Below are 16,815 nucleotides of genomic sequence, written 5' to 3'. Positions count from 1 at the left end.
AGCACTGCCGCGCCAATGGTACTTGGGCTTAAGCCCCGGGAGAGTAGGTCACCGCCAAACCTAGTAAAAGCCCACATCTCTCTAACACGATCAAAAAAACAATACCCGGCCTCAAATAGCGCAAGCGATAGGCCAACCAAAGACCTCAAGTAGCGTAAGCGCTAGGTCACAAAAAACTGTCGCGGGATGGAGCAGCCCGGTAGCTCGTCAGGCTCATAACCTGAAGGTCGCAGGTTCAAATCCTGCTCCCGCAACCACTTTTACCGAACCAGCCGCCTCAGGGCGGCTTTGTTCATTCTGAGCCAACCCAATCATTGCTGCCAGGGCACCCTCCAGTTCGATCTGCACGCGATCCCGTTCATGTTGGATCGTAACACGTTCGATCAAGCCCCGAATGATCTCCAAAGCCCCTGTGCGGATAGACGGATCCGATAGCGCCTGTGCCAGATCAGTGACCTTGGAGCGATAGAGTTCAGACAGATTTGGGTGCAGTCGCACCGGCGAGGGCGCGGGCTCAGACAGCTTTGCATCCAGATCGGCGATCTGCGCTTCGAGCTCTTCGAGCCTGGCTTGAAGCCCGGGCGTACGAATGCCCTCTGCGATTGCATCATAAAACCCATTCAGTTTGCGTGCAGCTTGGTCCCGCTCGAATTGTAGACGGGTCCGCGCTGCCTCCGCTGTGCTGGCTTCTGAGTTGGCGGCTTCGCTGAAGGACTTGAAAAAAACGGCCACTGCGTCGGGCTGCATCAGACGCTGACGAAGCAAATCCAAAACGGCGTCTTCCAGGACATTGCGGCGAATGGATTGCCTGTGCGTGCAGGTACCGAGTTTGCGGGCAGCAGAGCAGGCGAGGTAGTCGCGCCCGACAGTAGCGAGTGGCCCTCCGCAGGTGCCGCAGAATGCAAGACCTGTCAGAAGGTGCTTCTTGCGACGCTTCTCCCAAAACTTGGTTTCCTTGATGGCTTTGACGCGGGGATCAGCCTCGATCTCGCCCTGCCGCTGCTTGACCGCCTCCCAAAGTTTATCCCCGACGATGCGCAGCTCTGGGACCTCTGTGATGATCCATTCGGAGGGATCGTTGAGACGGGAAACACGTCTACCGGTCTCCGGGTCCTTGATGTAGCGGAGCCGGTTCCAAACCAGGCGGCCAACGTAAAGCTCATTGTTGAGCAGGCCCGTTCCACGAATTCGGTGCCCTCGAATGGCAGTGTCACGCCATAACTTGCCACGGGGACCGGGGACACCCTCGGCGTTGAGGCGGCGCGCAATGGCTTTTGGGGAGTGCCCTTCGGTGAAGTCATGTAATACCCGCCGGATAATCTCAGCTTCTGCTAAGTTGATCATTCGTTCTCCCGTGACGGGTTGACCGTCGGGCCCTAGGCGCCGGACGACGTCGTAACCATAGCAGTTGCCGCCGCCGGAACGGCCACGCTCGACCCGCCCGCGCAGGCCACGTCGAGTTTTGTCGGCCAGATCTTTGAGGAACAGTTGGTTCATGGTGCCCTTGAGACCTACGTGCAATTCGCTGATCTCGCCTTCGGCCAGTGTCACGATACCAACTCCTGCAAAGCTCAGCCGTTTGAAAATCGCAGCGATGTCTGCCTGGTCCCGGCTCAACCGATCCAGCGCCTCTGCCAAGATCAGATCAACCCGTCCTTCCTGGGTTGCATTGAAGAGTGCTTGCAGCCCGGGACGCAACATGGACGCACCAGAGACCGCCCGATCAGAATAGGCGTCGACAACAGTCCAGCCTTCCCGCTCTGCACGTTCCCGGCACAGTCGCATTTGGTCATCGATGGACGCGTCTCTCTGCATATGGCTGGAGAAACGGGCATAGATTGCAACTCGGGTCATCGCCGGGCCTTTCTCTTTAGGTCGATCAAAGCCGCGTAGTCGCGGCCCGCTTCAATTGTCTGTGCGTGGATGTAGTGGCGCTCGGCGGTTCCGAAGCTCGTATGCGCAAGAATTGGTCGAATTAGCTTGGCGTGTTCCGGAGAAGAGCGGGCCAGGGTTGTCGCGGCAGCATCCCGAAAGAAATGCGGTGGAATACGGCGACCCGTCAGCTTCAGTGTCTGCTCCGCGACCCGGGGGCTCAACGCGTCTTTCTTCAAAGGAGTGCCAGATCGGCCAACCCACAGGACATTGTGATGCTGTTGGCCACGCTCCATTAAAAAGGGACGGGCTTCGTTGACATAACGGCGCAAGAGCGGCTCAACGCTCTGGGGAACATCAGCCTCCCATGGCTGACCAGATTTAGTCAGATCCCCCGGGAGCGCGACGGTCATGGTGCCTGCTGTGACATGCAAGGATATGCCAATTTGAAGGCCTGCGAAGGCGCGTCGCCGCATCGGCATCAAAGCCAACATGGCAATCATGGTGCCATCCCGCAGATACATCATTCTGCGAAGCGGTGTTGGTGCTGCTTCTGCATGATCCGTCGCCAGAGACATTCCCGCCTTGAATAGAACCTCGCTGGACAACACACGCCCAATTTTGCGATCCTGATCACCCCGACCCGCGGCGCGCTTCAATCCCGTTTTTAACCTCCGCTGACCGGACCAATCCTGCGTTGGATCAGTTGCAGAGAGGATACGCAACACGCCATCAATGAACATCAACCGGGTCATTGGCCGGGTGTGTGAGAGGTCCTGAAGCCAAGCGGAAAGACGCGGCAGGGTCCCGCGTCGAGCCGGAGGCAGTGTGATCGCCTTCGCATCGCTTGTAATCAGCCATTGTAGCCATCGGGCATAGCACAATTCCAACGTCTTCAAAGAGGTCGCGCGTAGATGTGAGAGCGCGCCGCAATCGTCGAGCGGTCCACCTTCCGTCTGAAGGTTGAGCCACATCTCCCGGTCTTGCGCGGGCCATTCGTCGAGCGGCAGAACAAGGCTCATCAGCGACGCCCTTTCTTAGCTTCTATCAGGTCAGCAAAGGCACGTGTGGCCGACCGTGCCTCAAGACCGGAATACATGTTGATGGTGTGGCTGACCTCCGAATGCCCGAGCAACCGGCGCGCAACTTCGTAGCCGCCGGGATTGGCGTCGAGCCAGTTCATCACTGCGAAATGCCGAAATAGGTGGGCATTCATCTCCAACCCTGTTTCTTTCCGGATCCGTTTGGAGACGCGCGCAGACAGAACGCCAGGATCAACCGAATGCTGACCATCCCTGCGGGGAAACAGCCAAGGCGTTCCCGCGGGGCAGAGTTCCGGACAGCGAGATTTGAGATGTACGTCGATCATGCGCAATACATCACGCGGGATCTCGAACTCGACAGGTCGCTCATTTTTGGTCTCGCCGTCTTCCAGAACCAGGTAGGCTCGGCCATCACCGGGACGGTGCAGGTGGCGTTCCAGGTGGATGCCAGCCAGATTCTTCACGCGAACCGGGCAGACAAGCAAGATGGCGATTGCGAGTGCATCTTCGCGCGCCAGAGCCCAGCCATACGGTTTGGACGTGCCGCGTGGTCGCGCGAAAATCCGTTCAGGCAGAAGCAGCAGGCGCTGTTGATGCCGATCCTCTTGCAACACTCGAAGTCTGCTTCGGTTCTTTTGGGTCATGCCATTCTGAGGTTTGACCGCCAGGCGCGTGGCAAGCCCGGCCAGTGCATCGCGAGCGTCATCGGGTGCATTAAGTATCCGGGCCAGGTTGCGGAGCAGCGCGGCGATCTCACTGATCATCTTTGTGGTCTGGTTGTTGGTGCGCGATAACATCTGGCGCAAACCCTGTTCAGCCATAACCGGATTGATCAGGACGTCCAATCCGCCAATCTCCGCGATCGGGATACCAGAGTGAACGAGTTCGGAGGCAAACCGAACCAACTGTCTTTGGTATTGGGACAGGGTCGCGGGTCGGAGTACCCTGTTCTGACCGTCATCTGCCAGCGGGTCCGGAGTTGCAAGACGGTGCATCAATTTTGCAAGCTCGCTTTGGAACGGCGTAGGAAATGCTGTCACGGGAAAGGTGATGACCTTCTGGCGCGTTTCCAGAGGCAGGATGGCCTTGGGCCATTCAGAAATACGCCGGACCGCCAGGTTCCAGCCGTTGACAGCAGCCCGATACGCGACATCCGGTGATTTGCTGATCTCGTTATGCGCAAGGGCTTCTCGATAGGCCGCGGCATGCTCTTTACACACAGTGGCAGGTTTGACGCCCTGCCGGTTCAGAAAGTGTACGAAGCGGCAGAGCGCGGGTTGCAATGTCTTGTCGCCCGACGCCAGAACAGCTGCCCAAAGCGCGTGCCAATCGGGAGACAGATCATCGATCCGGTTGAAGCGCCGTTCCACCAGCCCGAAATGCGCGAGGGCGGCACGCGCATCACTCACCGCGTTTTGCCAACTCTTCGGTGTAAGACCGAGTGCTGCCGGTGTGACTTTGGAAAGACGGGGCTGCAACCAGCGACTGTCGCAGGGCACATCCTCTGGCGGCAGCCCAAGGGCCTTTGCCACGCGGCGCAGACCGGAGGTCATGTCGCGGCGGCGTCCGTCCGACAGAGAGCTATCGGAGCGCAGTTGGTCCATGAGCTCGGCAAACATCGGTGTGTCAGTTTTGACGAAGGCTAATGTCAATGGAACGGGGCTCTGGCTAGTCATCGGGATTATGTTCCTTTGGACATGTCAGGTCTCGGGTGGACGGGTGTGGACAGGATGTCCGATTCGGGAAAAGCGTAGCACAGAAAGTTCGCAACTTACGGGGGTGCCCTCTTCCCGAAATGCCCGTAACACTCTGACATTAATGGACATTAATAGTCGTGAGCTCCTACCAGAACTGTGCCTGTCGGTAGGCGGCATGAGCTGCCGGATCAATGCGGATGAGGCGTCCGCCGGGGCCAACCCGAATAACTTCGAGTAGGCCCGCCGCAATCGCACGGCGCACCGTCTTCTCCGAGCAATTGTCCAGCTCAGCGACGTCTTTCACCGTCAGAAGCTTGCGGGGTGGGCTCTTCTTCGCATTGATCTGTGGCATACTGATGCGCCTCCTTTTGGTCAGAGGCGTCCCGGCCCAGTTCCTGTACTGCCTGGGCAGCCAGCAATCGGACCAACTGGTCAATCGCTGTCTCAACCTGCTTGTGCGCGTGGTCGTCAGAAGGGGGTATGGCAGGAACGCGTGTCATGCCATGACCATGACAACGCGGGCTAGCTCATTCTAAGTGTATTGATTGCCCAATTCCGGCGGCGCCCAATGCTCTTGCTCTTCGCGCTCAAGCTTGTCGCGAAAACCGTCAATGTCCACGCGGATCGTCTCACCGCTCAGGATTTGCCCCGGCTCGGTGATCATCTTCACGACAGCTTGGATGAACTCGACGAGTGGGCCCTGCCGTTGTCCTCCGGAGCGACCATCTGAGTATGTCGTGTACGTCAGAGGGCGACCGGCATCTTTCCAGATATAGCAGCTGCTCTCGACGATGTACTGACGGCGTTTGTCGCGTGAGAACCGTTTGTCTCGGGGCGACATCTCTGCAACCGCGCCTGGCGTCGCATAGATGCGTCGAATGTCATCTACGATGTCTTGGCTAAGTGTCGTAGCGGTCTCAAGCTTGTTGAGGACTTGGGGAAGAAGGTCTGCGTCTTCTGGCGTCGACGCGAAATAAGTCGAAAGCGAGCCCAATGTGTTCCGGAGTTCTTGGGGACTAATGGAACTCTGTTTGGCGTTCCGAAAAAGTTGCTTGAGGTGCTTTTGACCTCGTTCAATTGCTTGCGAGCGTCGAACCTCGGTCAGGTTGATTGCGATGTCTTCATCGTTGTTGAGGCAATTCCCAAGAAGCACAGAGAGTTCTCGTACGAGCTTAGTTGGCAGGTCAAACTGTTCAGCCAAGCTCCCGATCATGTCCTCGGATAGAGCGCCGCGTTCTCCATAACTGCCAAGCTTCCATGACATCGAGCACTTGATCCCATCCATGTGCGGATAGACGGAATAGTCACCTTCAGTATCTGTAACGTCTCGATTGTCCTTCAGACCACTGTCCGCGTTTGCGCTCATTTTTTTCTCCGTTCGGCTCACTCTATAGTCTGGTCGCACGTCCAAAAGCTGATGTGCATCAAGGCAGTATTGTTCGCTGAGAAAGCGCGCTGTTTGAGACGAGGCTACCCCTTCAAAGGTTACACAAAAATAAAAGAACAGGAAGAGAACAATTTGGTTAGGTTCTGTGTCGAGCTGCTGACCCGAACCGCCTGCGCTATTGGTGGGCTGCGGTGCTTCGGGTCAGCTAAGGTTAGTACAACTTACGGCCGCGTGAAACACAAAGATCCCCCAAAAAAAGCAGATCAATACACTTAGTCAGCAAGAGCGCAAAATCGGATGTTCCGGGTCGGGATGGATTTCCCCGTCTCCGTTGCGCCCGGTTTATTCTTGCTGCTTTCCCTCGCAAACGATCAAAAAAAAGTGGTGACCACGGTACGTTCACGACCGGCCTCCAATTGTGAACTATGGTTCGGGGACTACCCCATCCCGCACCGACGCGGCTCCTTCTGGCCCGGTGCAGAAACGCGACTACGGAACCCACCGGTCGACGGACGTCATCAGACACTAGTCGGACCGGGGACCGCCGAGACCGTGCGCGGTCAGAGCGGGGCAGGTGAGAAGCCTGCGGGGAAGCGGCTGGCCTCCGACAAAAGGCATCGCGCGGATACGAACCTGAAAGCGAAGGGCCTTCTCCCGCAAGACCGGGGGGAAGGAGCGGGGGCCGGATATTGCCTGGCAAAATGTCGGAATAAGTCCGATAAAATAAGACAGAAGCACAAGAGTCGCTCACGTCCTATCCAACAAATAGTCCAACACCGTCGGCAAAGTGCTGATGCAACTTGCGTTCCTACTGAATGATTGAGTGTCGTTTTTTTCAACCGATCGGCGTCGAGGCAAATGGCTCAGAACTCACGGGAGTGGATCGGTCGTCCGCCAAGCCTGCTTTCTCCGCCGTTGGTCGAATGCTAGGTTTAGTAGAAAGACCAATAACGGTGGTTTTGGCCGCCAACTACTCGGTAACAACAAAACCCTTGAAAAGTTGTGAAGTTCGATTGGCCACCAAGCAGACCTTCGCTGTTTGTGCTGCACCGGGTCTCAGCGGCGGCGTCAATGCTCAGGAAGCGGACTTTAAATCAAAGATGCAGTGATTTGGAGCCGTGGACAGCGTTATCCGGACAAGCCTACCTTACAGAATAGTTAGGTTATCCTTGAAAAAGCGCGTTTCCGCTGGGATGGTTTCTCCGACAGAATTTCCTGAGGAACTGAAAATGGATTTTCCTAAACTTGCGGCGGTTTCGTCGATTGTTCTCACAATAGCCAACTCGCAAGCACTTTCCCAGGATGGGGGGCCGATACTGTTTACAAACGTCAACGTGTTTGATGGTGTGAATGAGGAAATGATTACAAATGCCAATGTCGTTGTAACCGACAATTTGATCACAGAAGTGTCCTCAGAACCCCTCGCCGTCGCCAATGGTATCGTCATCAACGGCGGCGGGCGCACGTTGATGCCGGGCCTGATCGACGTACACTGGCACACGCTTTACTGCTGCAATCCGCAGAGCGTGGTGGTGACAGGCGATATTCTTGAGGTCGCGGTGCGGGGTGCCATCGGGTCCGAAGGCACATTAATGCGTGGCTTTACAACGGTGCGCGACGTTGGTGGCAATTCATTTGCCATAAAACGGATGATTGACGCAGGCGAGATCAATGGCCCCCGCATCCTGCCATCAGGCCCGCCCGTGACACAAACCGGCGGCCACTTCGACTACCGCCCATACCAAGCTGTGCCAACGAACAGCGCAGATTCGCAATGGTACTGGTACAGCGTTGGTTTGATGGCGCAGGCTGATGGTGTTCCGGAAGTGCTCAAACGGGCGCGTGAGATCATGCGTATGGGCGCAAGCCAGCTTAAGATTTCCACCGGTGGCGGGGTGTCATCCACTTATGATCCTCTGGATGTACGCCAATACACCAAGGCCGAAATCGAGGCTTTCGTAGAGGTGGCCAACACCTACAACACCTATGTTGCATCTCATGTCTTCACGGACGAGGCCGTGGAAATTGCCGTTGCCGCTGGCGTTAAGTCCATCGAGCATGGTTTCCTGATGAGCCGCGAAACGATGGAACTGATGCGTGACAATGAAGTTTGGTTGTCAGTGCAGCCCCTGCTGGACGACGAGGATGGCTTTTCTTTCGACGACCCTGTCAGCCAGCAGAAATGGATTGACGTCACCAACGGGACAGATTTCACCTATAAAACGGCGAAAGAAGTTGGTGTGAAAGTTGCTTTCGGAACCGACATCCTGTTCGATCCCAAACTGGCCGAACGTCAAGGCGCGTTCCTTGCCAAATTGCAGCGTTGGTACACGCCATACGAGGTGTTGAAAATGGCGACCTCGACCAATGCCGAACTGCTCAATCTCTCAGGCCCGCGCCACCCCTATCAACAAGGTGTTTTGGGTGTAATCGCAAAGGGCGCTTATGCCGACTTGATCCTTGTGGACGGCAATCCGCTGCAAGATATCGACCTGATCGCAGACCCCCATGAGAATTTCGATCTGATCATGAAAGACGGTAAAATCTACAAAAACACGTTGGACTGAGTTCGAGTTATAGTCTTTTACTCAAAGCTAGTATTGTAACGACTGCTTCGGGCTCAAAGGACCTGTTCTGTCTCACCGCAGAGAATGACTGCAGTGAGCCCATACCTACCAAATGCTGCACACTGCACGAATGGCCACTTTCGAGCCGACCTACGCCCGAATCTCTTCACGCATAAACTCCACAAAGGCCCTTACACGCGGCTTTCGAAAGGCCGAAGGTAACTGCACGCTTTGGATCGGCAAAGTGCGGGAATGGAACTCCGGAAAGAGTTGCACAAGACGTCCGGTTTCAAGGTCGTCCCCCAAAAACACATCTGGGCATATGAAGATGCCGCTCCCGGCGCGCGTCGGTACGAGGCAGGCGGGAGGACTGTTTGCCAGAAATGGGCCAGAGACAGGCACCTGCACGGTTTGCCCTTCGATCTGGAACGGCCAGCGGTTTGGATCGGGGTTGTTGGCATCACGGATGCAGATGTGGTCAGACAGTTCAGCGGGATGTGAAGGTGCGCCATGTTCTTCAAGGTAGGAAGGAGTCGCGACGACTTTCATATGCGTTTCACCGAGCTTGCGAACGACCAAACTGGAGTCACTGAGCGCGCCGATCCGTATTGCGATATCGAAACCGCCCTTGGCCAGATCGGCATAATGATCCGACAAGTCCAATTCGACTGTGACGTCCGGGTGTTGCTCTACGAAACGGCTTGCTGCTTTGGCCACCGCCGTGTCGCCATAGGTAAGGGGCGCAGCCACACGAACGATGCCCTTCAAGCCCTCTGAAGCGTCAAACTCAGTCTCCAACTGCTCCAATTCAGCCAGCACCCGTCGCGCTCCTTCCAGATATCGCTCCCCCTCGTGGGTCAACGACATAGACCTGGTGGTGCGATGAAGAAGATTCAGCCCAACCATGTTTTCGAGCTGGGCCACACGTTTGCTGACCAGCTTGTTTGAAATGCCAAGCCGTTGTCCGGCGGCGGCAAAAGAACCGGATTCCACGACAGCCACGAAGCTCTGCATCCCGTCGATCCGGTCCATAGCATTGTCTCCATTTGCGCGATACACACTCGCTCTTATCGCCATTTTATGGAGAAAAGACCATCGCTAAGTTCCTCTCAAGCTGAATCGCAGGAGAAAAGAACATGGCAACGTCAGACGCCCCCATCTCAATAGGTCAGGTCGCCCTGACGGTGCGCGATCTGGATAAGACCGCCACCTTCTATGAAGACGTGATTGGCCTCGGCCTGATTGAGCGTAGCGGTGAAAGCGCATTCCTCGGCACCGAGGCCGGAACGCTGATCGAGTTGCGCCAGGACCGAAACGCTAGACCCTTTCCTAAAGAGGCGGGGCTGTTTCACACCGCATTTCTGTTGCCGTCCAAACAAGACCTCGGCGCATGGCTGATCTACGCGGATGAGCGCGGTGTTCGCCTGGACGGGGCCTCGCACCACGGTGTCAGCGAGGCGTTGTATCTGAACGATCCTGAAGGCAACGGCATCGAGATCTATCGTGATCTGCCTCGCGAAATGTGGAAACGCCGAGGCGATACCGTCCACATGACAACACACCCGCTCGATCTGAAATCACTGACGGCAGATGCCTCACAGTGGCAAGGCGCACCCGCGGACACAGTCATTGGGCACGTTCATTTACGTGTCGGTGATGTCAACAAGGCAGCGAAGTTCGTTACTGACGAGCTGAGCATGGTGCAGACCTTTGAGCTGCCCTCGGCCCGCTGGTTCGGGTCCGGTGGCTACCATCATCATCTTGCCGCGAATGCTTGGCAATCAAAGGGGGCAGGCCCGCGCTCTGTCGAAACCACAGGTCTCGCGAGTGTTGAGCTGTTGGCTGACCCCGCAAGTCTCACGCCCGGCCAGACGGTCGATCCCTGGGGCACAGAATTCACGATCACCTCAGTGCAGGCTTGCGCCGCGTGAATGTCGTCAAATCAAACCAAGAGAGGACTACAACAATGACACCTAAAGAACTCGTAATGGAGGCCGTAGCCGCCATTTTTGTCAACTTCGACGCAACTGCCGCCGAACAGCTGCTGGCAAAGGACTATATCCAGCACAACCCAGCCGTCCCCACGGGGGCTGCGCCGATCCTTGGCTTCATTCCTGGTCTGAAAGAAAGCGGGATCGAGGTGGATATCCACCGGGTGATCGCGGAAGGCAACATGGTTGTCCTGCACACCACCTACAACAACGCTCAGGCGTTTGGTGCCGACACTCTGGTGGGGTTCGATGTTTTCCGCGTCGAAGACGGAAAGGTTGCAGAACACTGGGACAACCTGACCCCAACTACCCCGCCAAATCCTTCGGGGCACACTCAGACCGATGGTCCAACTGAGATCTCCGATCTGGAAAAGACGTCCGAAAACAAGGCTTTGGTCACCGACTTTGTGAACACGATCCTGAAAGATGGCGATGTTGACCGGATCACGGATTTCCTGTCCGCGGAGACCTATATCCAGCACAACAGCAACATTGCTGACGGCCTGGACGGTTTGGGTGCGGCACTCGCTGGCATGGCCGAGCAAGGCATCCAGCTTATATACTCGGATGTCCACATTGTTGTGGCCGAGGGAAACTTTGTCTTCAGCGCCTCTGAGGGCACGTTTGCCGACAAGCCGACGGCCTTCTATGACCTGTTCCGCGTCGAAGACGGCAAAATCGTTGAGCATTGGGACGTGATCGCAGATATCCCTGCGGAAATGGCTCATGACAACGGCAAGTTTTGATCGGGGGCGAACATGAGAGCATTCCTGATCACCCTCACGATGATGCTAGGAGGCACAGCTATGGCTCAAGAAACTGGTGTAATCGAGATTGTGACAATGAACCTTGCCGAGGGTGTTTCAGCTCAAGCGTTCGAACCGGTCGACAAGGCCATTGAGGACGAGTACGTCAGTAAACAGCCTGGCTTCATCTCCCGGCAAGCCGCCTTCGCAGACGGCAAATGGGCGGTTGTCGTCAATTGGGAAAGCGCGGAGGCAGCGCAAGCATCCATGGACAGCTTTGCCTCTGCTCCGGCTGCTGAGAAGTTTATGAGCATGATCGATGCATCTTCTATGTCGATGAAGCGCTACCAACTGGCACGGTAAGAGCCTTCATACTAACCAAAGCGCCCATGGAAACATGGGTGCTTTGTTACATTTTTATCATCAGCATTCATCACCGGACAATCGGGCTATCCAGGCGGACGGCAACTCTGTCCGCATAGCGGTCGCTCGCGATATTCAGGCAAACGTCAGAATCGAACCCATAGCAGACAATCGGAAGGGCGGCACCACGAGGTAGTTGCCGCCCTCCCTTGGTTGTTTTCGCGATGTTCGGGATGCGCACTCACATGGCACGACATCTCGTTCTCGATAGCGAACTGATAGGGCACTAAATTGACAGTCTATCACTCCATAAGTTCGATCTCGCCCGGTCTCCACGATCCGTCAAACCAAGGCTCGAGAGGGCCATACAAACGCAATACGGTCGACCACGATTTGCCCGGCATCGTCTGTATCCAGTTGCCTTCTTTGCCTTCTGGCGCTTCAGGCGCGAACCAGACAGTGTAACTTCCGTCTTCATTTGCTTCCAATGTCGGTTGGTTGCTGTCGACCCCTGCGAGTTTCTGATCAGTTTCGAGCAGTGAACGGGTCTGGGTGTCGTAGACGACGAAAGACCAGTAGTCCTGCGCGGGCGGATTTGCCGGAATGGTGACGGAATAGGTGTTGCTCCCGTCGAAGTAGTTCCCGTCACTGTCCCGGTTTGCCAGCGCATATTGCGACCCGACACCAACCTTTTGTGCAACCATGGCAGGTGTAATGCCAGTCGCGTAGTAGTGGAACAGGGTCCGCGCATCGAGGATCTTCACGTCCCCCGCCTGGAACTCATGATTGCCGCCCACGAAAGCTGTCTTCCAATACCCTTCGTCATAGTAGAAGGGCGCACGCGAACGAGGAGCAAAGTTCAACGACTTAGCCGCCGCCGTGCCTAATGCGACTGCTTCTGTGAGCAGCAGCCTCAGCTCGTCATCGGGTTCAAATGGTTCACCTTTCCGGATACCCAGCGAGAACATTGCTCCCATCAATTCGTCGGGAAGTGCTCCTTCCGCTTCGCTGTCAACAACGGCCTTCATCTCTTCAAAGAAGGAAAAGTCATTGGCGTGTATCGTGTTGAACTGAAGATCAGTCAGGTTCACAAATTCCTGATCGGGCGGCGCGTCGCGGTCTTCCCACCGGTAAACACGAAGAGTTTCCTTCACACGATCCACGGCGGCTCCAACGCCGTCTTCCCCATAAAACGCACGCAACAGAAACCAGTTCCGATAGCTTGGCGGCTCGACAATATAGTAACCGTCGTCCGGCAACTCGCCTTCATAGTCGGGCGGAACGATCAAGAACTTCCCACCCTCGCCAGCGTCCGGCCCAGCGTTCCCGATGTCAGTGACATAACGCATATAGGCATCGTTCACAAACCCCAGCATGCCCGGCGGCACGTCGTAGACCACTGGCCCTTCGGACAGGTCCGTACAGTTGAGAATATAGATTGTCGTGGTGTTCGGCGTGAGAAGAAGCGAACGGGCGTTGTATAGGTCTTCAAAGATCCCGATCTTCATCGGATCAACGCCAGCGCCCTCTTCGAGCCCGTGACACATTGCATATGTTGAGGCTGCAGGCATTCCATCCATGAATACCTGCATACCACGCATGAAGTTTAGTGCGTTATACGACAGCTTAGCTGTATCCGGCGTCGGCAAGCCGTCAAAATACTCCAACGTTCCAAATCGTGTCTCCACCTGATCCGGTACGATTATGCTATCCGGCACTTCGGCCTTGTACTCTTGGGCTGAAGAATGCGATGCGAGTATCAGGGCAGTCAGCACAGCTATCGACTTTGTTTTCATTGTTCGCTCCATTGGGAATTTCTGTTTGTTTTGATCAGTTTACTTTTTCTAGATCGCCCAGCATCCAGCCACTCTCCAGCCATCCGTCTTGCGGCCCATATAGACGGAACAAAAGGAAGTACGGTTCTGTGGTTGGTATCCAGTTGCTTTCCATGCCTTCCGGTGCCTCTGGTCCAAAAAAGATGTCGTAAGAACCGTCTTCATTGGCTTGCATAGAGTCTGTGTCGCGCTCGGACAGACCCACTGGATCAACGTTCCGGATGAAGCTCTTGGTCTCCATCGAATAAACAATCACGGACCAGAAATCGTCGGCAGGTGTGTCCGCTGGGACGTTCAGTCTGTAAGTCTGATTGTGGTCGTACATTTCACCGTCGCTGTCGCGAAGGCCCGTCAGATAAAATGTACCGCCACCGAGTTGTTTCGGCAGGTACGTGATCCAGAAGTAGCTGCCGCCCGCACGCGCATCCACAAGTACCTCTGTCTCAGTCTCATACGGGAATCCTGCCTCGGGTTGACCTTCGGCAAAGTCCCATATCAGCCACTGGCTCTTCATCTCGCCGCTATCGTCGACCCAGAGCGGGATCATGGCTTTGCCGGGCGTTACAAAGTAGTTCTGCATTGAGGCATACGCCAACAACAAACCCTCATTCATAGCTTGCATCTGAATTTCCGATGGCTCGAAAGGTTTTCCCTTTTCGATCCCGAGATCCTTCAGGAAATTTATCATGACCTTATCTTGTGGTCTGACAGGGTTGTTTTGAACGTAATCGTTCAAGTCCTGAAAGAATGTCTCGTTGTAGTATGGAAGCGAGTCGTACGGCACTTCTGACGCTTCGAGATAGTTGTTGGGTGGCGGATTGTCGGCCTCAGACAGGTAGTACACTTTGATCGTCTGAGCGTAGTCGGCCGCATCGGCGTCCGTTCCGCCATTCGTCAGTTTTGGCCGGAACGAAAAACCATATTCGTAGGTATCTGTTTCAAAGGGAAGGTATCCCGCCTCAGTTAGTTCCTCCAGGGACATATCCCCTTCGTAGCCTGGGGGTAGCATGAGGTACTTGCCGCCGGCGCCTTCATCGAAACCATCGGGACCAACGTCCACAATCGGAACATCCCAGGCATTTACGATTGTACCGAAGTAGTTCACCTTGTCGGTGGCAGCGGGCACTTCAATGACAAGGGGACCGGGTTCCGAGGTCATCGAAGCCCAAGCATAGGCCGTAACATCGTTGGCCGTAAGAAACCCATGTTTGGAGTCGAACGGCTTGTTGAGATAAATGATGTCATTGTAGTCGCCACCGAGGTCGCGACGAATGCCCTTGAGGAAATCGATCATACCGGCGGCAGGCATTCCCCAGATGGCCGTCTGGGTGGCACGCTGCACCATAATCTTGTACTCGATGTCCTCGACCTCGGCTGATCGTGCAAGGATTTCGCCCGTGTCGTTGAAGGACTGTGAGAAAACTGGTGAAGCAGAAATACCTGCGCCGAGCACCATTCCCAAAAAATGCATCGAAAAACCGCCGTGTAGTGGCCGAAGTATTTTCATATTGCAATGCTCCCTGCTGTTTAGGGAAAGCTTGCACATCCGTTCAGCCGATGCGTATCATTTCACGACACGCGGGCGAACAAGCGGGTTGACGGATTGAACCTACCACCGATGATTTCGGCCAAGGCCTTGGGCGCGATGCCCCAGTTTGTGCTTGAGGCCGCTGGGGAGAGACGCCTGTTGCGTGCTTTTGACTCTGCCGATCTTCCTGTTCACTTCATTGAGGAAAGAGGCGGTTACATCTCGGAGCATGCCTTGGCGACCTTTGTGCACGAAGCCGCACGATCTTCGGGACAACAAAACATCGGATTGTTGTGGTCACCTTATCTCACTGTCGCTGACTACGGCGCCTGGGGGAGTTACGTTCTTTCTGCTCCAACGCTGGGGGCAGCGCTAATACGAGCTTCTGCCGTCATGCCATTTCATTCGTCCACGGATCGCGCGTGGCTTGAAACTTCGGGCACAAGCGCGCGCTACTGTTATCGTTTTGGACTTCGCTCGCATTTCGCGTATCCGGACATCGGTTTCTCGGCCGTTGGGGTTTTTCTGAGCATATTCCGCGCGTATTTAGGAAACGACTGGAAGCCATCGGCCGTGCTCTTGGACTTCCCGAAAGTTCTTGGGTTTGTCGAGGCAGAAGACACTTACGCTTGTCCTGTAATCTGGAACGCCACCCGCCTTGGGGTTGAGTTTGAAGCTTCGGCTTTGAGCTCCGAAGCTACGCCCAAAAAACTCACCGGCGGCTCGACAACTGTCGGAGATATTTCTCGCGAACGATTGGGCGGCCCACCTCAAACACTTAGAGGACAAGTCGAGGAAGTGGTTTGGCAACAACTTCATCGGGAGGAAATGTCGATTGATGCCACCGCGCGTTCGCTCGATCTTGGCGTTCGCACACTACAACGGAAGTTAGCAAGCGAAGGGGTTCGTTTTCGCGAAATCGTCAACGATGTCAGGGTAGCAAGGGCTGAGGAACTCCTCACAGATACGCGCGAGACAGTCTCCAGTATCTCCTCCATGCTAGGATATGAAACCGCAAACAATTTCAGCCGCGCATTTAGGAAGTTGACGGGATTGGCGCCCTCTGACTATCGCAAGATGAACTCCGACCATAGTTGATTTGTGGGTCGCGAAACCAGTCTTCGAATGCCTGCTTTGTCCGCAAAGCGGTCTCAGTAACAGACCGCAGCTAACGGCTGCTCAGTGCGCAAATAAGACGGGTAGCTTCCCTAAACTGACCGATTTTCGAAACTTTTTCAGGGCTAACGTAAACCGTGCATTGGAACAACGAAATCGTTACTGAAGAGTTACTTTCAGAAGATAATGAAAGTAAATGCCCTACGTTGATTGTCCTGGGATGGGATCAACGCAGGGCTGTAGGAAAGTGCTGGGTAATCAAAACGATGCCCGCACTCACTACGGGAAATATCTCGATATATTGATGCTTGATTTTTTTATGTATCCAATTTGCGTATTTGATAGTGCCAACTGTTTTCCAAATCGGAGCGAGCAAAACGACCACCCCTCGAGGTGGTACGTTTTGGTGGCAAGTTTCCCGAGCACTTTCTTAGGTCTTTTAGTTGCTTATTTTGATTGGTCCGGTTGTGGAGCTATTCCAAAACGGTCACACAAAAAAACCGCAAAGACAAAAGAACTTTCGTAAGTACGTTAAGCGAGCTTTTTTAGTTCTGTTTTCAGCGCTGCACTAAGGCTTCCCTAGGGTCAGGACCCATTGATTTCCGCGTTGGTGCATGATTCACGGTTCGAAAAACGAGCGGTGACCATGTCTGATCTTTTCTGGCTCACG

Annotated in this window: 14 protein-coding genes and 1 tRNA gene; 7 read left to right on the top strand and 8 right to left on the bottom strand. The window is 55.1% G+C overall.

The window, feature by feature from the left end; translation table 11 throughout:
• Positions 1-180: 180 nt before the first annotated feature.
• Positions 181-257, top strand: a tRNA-Met gene (locus ACR0C6_RS20775).
• Here the strand turns inward: ACR0C6_RS20775 and ACR0C6_RS20770 are convergent.
• From ACR0C6_RS20770 to ACR0C6_RS20750, 5 genes are all read right to left on the bottom strand, one after another.
• On the bottom strand, positions 214-1,854 hold the full coding sequence (locus ACR0C6_RS20770) for a recombinase family protein (RefSeq protein ID WP_480620997.1): 1,641 nt from the start codon (positions 1,852-1,854) through the stop codon (positions 214-216). The two genes, ACR0C6_RS20775 and ACR0C6_RS20770, sit on opposite strands and share 44 nt — an antisense overlap.
• Positions 1,851-2,894, bottom strand: coding sequence for a tyrosine-type recombinase/integrase (locus ACR0C6_RS20765; protein ID WP_480620995.1), 1,044 nt, complete (start codon positions 2,892-2,894; stop codon positions 1,851-1,853). Before ACR0C6_RS20765 ends, ACR0C6_RS20770 begins: the two co-directional genes overlap by 4 nt.
• Positions 2,894-4,519, bottom strand: coding sequence for a tyrosine-type recombinase/integrase (locus ACR0C6_RS20760; protein WP_480620993.1), 1,626 nt, complete (start codon positions 4,517-4,519; stop codon positions 2,894-2,896). Before ACR0C6_RS20760 ends, ACR0C6_RS20765 begins: the two co-directional genes overlap by 1 nt.
• A 238-nt stretch (positions 4,520-4,757) precedes the next feature.
• A complete protein-coding gene (locus tag ACR0C6_RS20755) occupies positions 4,758-4,964 on the bottom strand; it encodes a helix-turn-helix domain-containing protein (RefSeq protein WP_480620992.1) in 207 nt (68 codons plus the stop codon).
• A gap of 180 nt (positions 4,965-5,144) precedes the next feature.
• Positions 5,145-5,978 (bottom strand): hypothetical protein, encoded by an 834-nt coding sequence (locus ACR0C6_RS20750; RefSeq protein ID WP_480620990.1) that lies wholly within the window; start codon positions 5,976-5,978, stop codon positions 5,145-5,147.
• An 836-nt stretch (positions 5,979-6,814) separates the two neighbouring features.
• On the opposite strand from ACR0C6_RS20750, the gene ACR0C6_RS20745 reads away from it, so the two are divergent.
• Together ACR0C6_RS20745 and ACR0C6_RS20740 are read left to right on the top strand one after the other, a co-directional pair.
• Positions 6,815-7,108: a hypothetical protein gene (locus tag ACR0C6_RS20745; protein WP_480620988.1), complete on the top strand. Its 294-nt coding sequence runs from the start codon at positions 6,815-6,817 to the stop codon at positions 7,106-7,108.
• Positions 7,109-7,228: 120 nt separating this feature from the next.
• Complete coding sequence (locus ACR0C6_RS20740; RefSeq protein WP_480620986.1) at positions 7,229-8,566, top strand: metal-dependent hydrolase family protein; 1,338 nt, start codon at positions 7,229-7,231, stop codon at positions 8,564-8,566.
• A 150-nt stretch (positions 8,567-8,716) separates the two neighbouring features.
• On the opposite strand, the gene ACR0C6_RS20735 is transcribed toward ACR0C6_RS20740, so the two are convergent.
• Positions 8,717-9,598, bottom strand: a complete 882-nt coding sequence (locus ACR0C6_RS20735) for a LysR family transcriptional regulator (RefSeq protein ID WP_170556202.1) — start codon at positions 9,596-9,598, stop codon at positions 8,717-8,719.
• 104 nt (positions 9,599-9,702) lie between these two features.
• On the opposite strand from ACR0C6_RS20735, the gene ACR0C6_RS20730 reads away from it, so the two are divergent.
• Genes ACR0C6_RS20730 through ACR0C6_RS20720 form a run of 3 tightly spaced genes read left to right on the top strand, consistent with a single transcriptional unit; the run spans position 9,703 to position 11,666 of the window.
• Complete coding sequence (locus tag ACR0C6_RS20730) at positions 9,703-10,497, top strand: VOC family protein (RefSeq protein WP_480620984.1); 795 nt, start codon at positions 9,703-9,705, stop codon at positions 10,495-10,497.
• A gap of 35 nt (positions 10,498-10,532) precedes the next feature.
• Positions 10,533-11,303 (top strand): nuclear transport factor 2 family protein, encoded by a 771-nt coding sequence (locus ACR0C6_RS20725; protein ID WP_480620983.1) that lies wholly within the window; start codon positions 10,533-10,535, stop codon positions 11,301-11,303.
• A 12-nt stretch (positions 11,304-11,315) separates the two neighbouring features.
• A complete protein-coding gene (locus tag ACR0C6_RS20720) occupies positions 11,316-11,666 on the top strand; it encodes an antibiotic biosynthesis monooxygenase family protein (RefSeq protein ID WP_480620981.1) in 351 nt (116 codons plus the stop codon).
• A 302-nt stretch (positions 11,667-11,968) separates the two neighbouring features.
• On the opposite strand, the gene ACR0C6_RS20715 is transcribed toward ACR0C6_RS20720, so the two are convergent.
• Entirely contained in the window at positions 11,969-13,462 is a 1,494-nt protein-coding gene (locus ACR0C6_RS20715) for a DUF1254 domain-containing protein (protein WP_480620979.1), read from the bottom strand.
• Positions 13,463-13,496: 34 nt separating this feature from the next.
• Entirely contained in the window at positions 13,497-15,008 is a 1,512-nt protein-coding gene (locus ACR0C6_RS20710; RefSeq protein WP_480620977.1) for a DUF1214 domain-containing protein, read from the bottom strand.
• Between the two features lie 111 nt (positions 15,009-15,119).
• On the opposite strand from ACR0C6_RS20710, the gene ACR0C6_RS20705 reads away from it, so the two are divergent.
• Positions 15,120-16,127 carry a helix-turn-helix domain-containing protein gene (locus ACR0C6_RS20705; RefSeq protein WP_480620975.1) on the top strand — a complete coding sequence of 336 codons (1,008 nt, stop codon included), beginning with the start codon at positions 15,120-15,122 and terminating at the stop codon, positions 16,125-16,127.
• The last annotated feature ends 688 nt before the right edge of the window (positions 16,128-16,815 follow it).

The organism is Ruegeria sp. AL12 (assembly GCF_056540885.1).
This window is presented reverse-complemented; position numbering and strand designations above follow the sequence as displayed.

Excerpts from the sequence above, each read along its gene's own strand:
- ACR0C6_RS20770 (WP_480620997.1), bottom strand. The coding sequence starts at position 1,854 with ATGACCCGAGTTGCAATCTATGCCCGTTTCTCCAGCCATATGCAGAGA.
- ACR0C6_RS20765 (WP_480620995.1), bottom strand. The coding sequence starts at position 2,894 with ATGAGCCTTGTTCTGCCGCTCGACGAATGGCCCGCGCAAGACCGGGAG.
- ACR0C6_RS20760 (WP_480620993.1), bottom strand. The coding sequence starts at position 4,519 with ATGGACCAACTGCGCTCCGATAGCTCTCTGTCGGACGGACGCCGCCGC.
- ACR0C6_RS20755 (WP_480620992.1), bottom strand. The coding sequence starts at position 4,964 with ATGCCACAGATCAATGCGAAGAAGAGCCCACCCCGCAAGCTTCTGACG.
- ACR0C6_RS20750 (WP_480620990.1), bottom strand. The coding sequence starts at position 5,978 with ATGAGCGCAAACGCGGACAGTGGTCTGAAGGACAATCGAGACGTTACA.
- ACR0C6_RS20745 (WP_480620988.1), top strand. The coding sequence starts at position 6,815 with ATGATTGAGTGTCGTTTTTTTCAACCGATCGGCGTCGAGGCAAATGGC.
- ACR0C6_RS20740 (WP_480620986.1), top strand. The coding sequence starts at position 7,229 with ATGGATTTTCCTAAACTTGCGGCGGTTTCGTCGATTGTTCTCACAATA.
- ACR0C6_RS20735 (WP_170556202.1), bottom strand. The coding sequence starts at position 9,598 with ATGGACCGGATCGACGGGATGCAGAGCTTCGTGGCTGTCGTGGAATCC.
- ACR0C6_RS20730 (WP_480620984.1), top strand. The coding sequence starts at position 9,703 with ATGGCAACGTCAGACGCCCCCATCTCAATAGGTCAGGTCGCCCTGACG.
- ACR0C6_RS20725 (WP_480620983.1), top strand. The coding sequence starts at position 10,533 with ATGACACCTAAAGAACTCGTAATGGAGGCCGTAGCCGCCATTTTTGTC.
- ACR0C6_RS20720 (WP_480620981.1), top strand. The coding sequence starts at position 11,316 with ATGAGAGCATTCCTGATCACCCTCACGATGATGCTAGGAGGCACAGCT.
- ACR0C6_RS20715 (WP_480620979.1), bottom strand. The coding sequence starts at position 13,462 with ATGAAAACAAAGTCGATAGCTGTGCTGACTGCCCTGATACTCGCATCG.
- ACR0C6_RS20710 (WP_480620977.1), bottom strand. The coding sequence starts at position 15,008 with ATGAAAATACTTCGGCCACTACACGGCGGTTTTTCGATGCATTTTTTG.
- ACR0C6_RS20705 (WP_480620975.1), top strand. The coding sequence starts at position 15,120 with ATGATTTCGGCCAAGGCCTTGGGCGCGATGCCCCAGTTTGTGCTTGAG.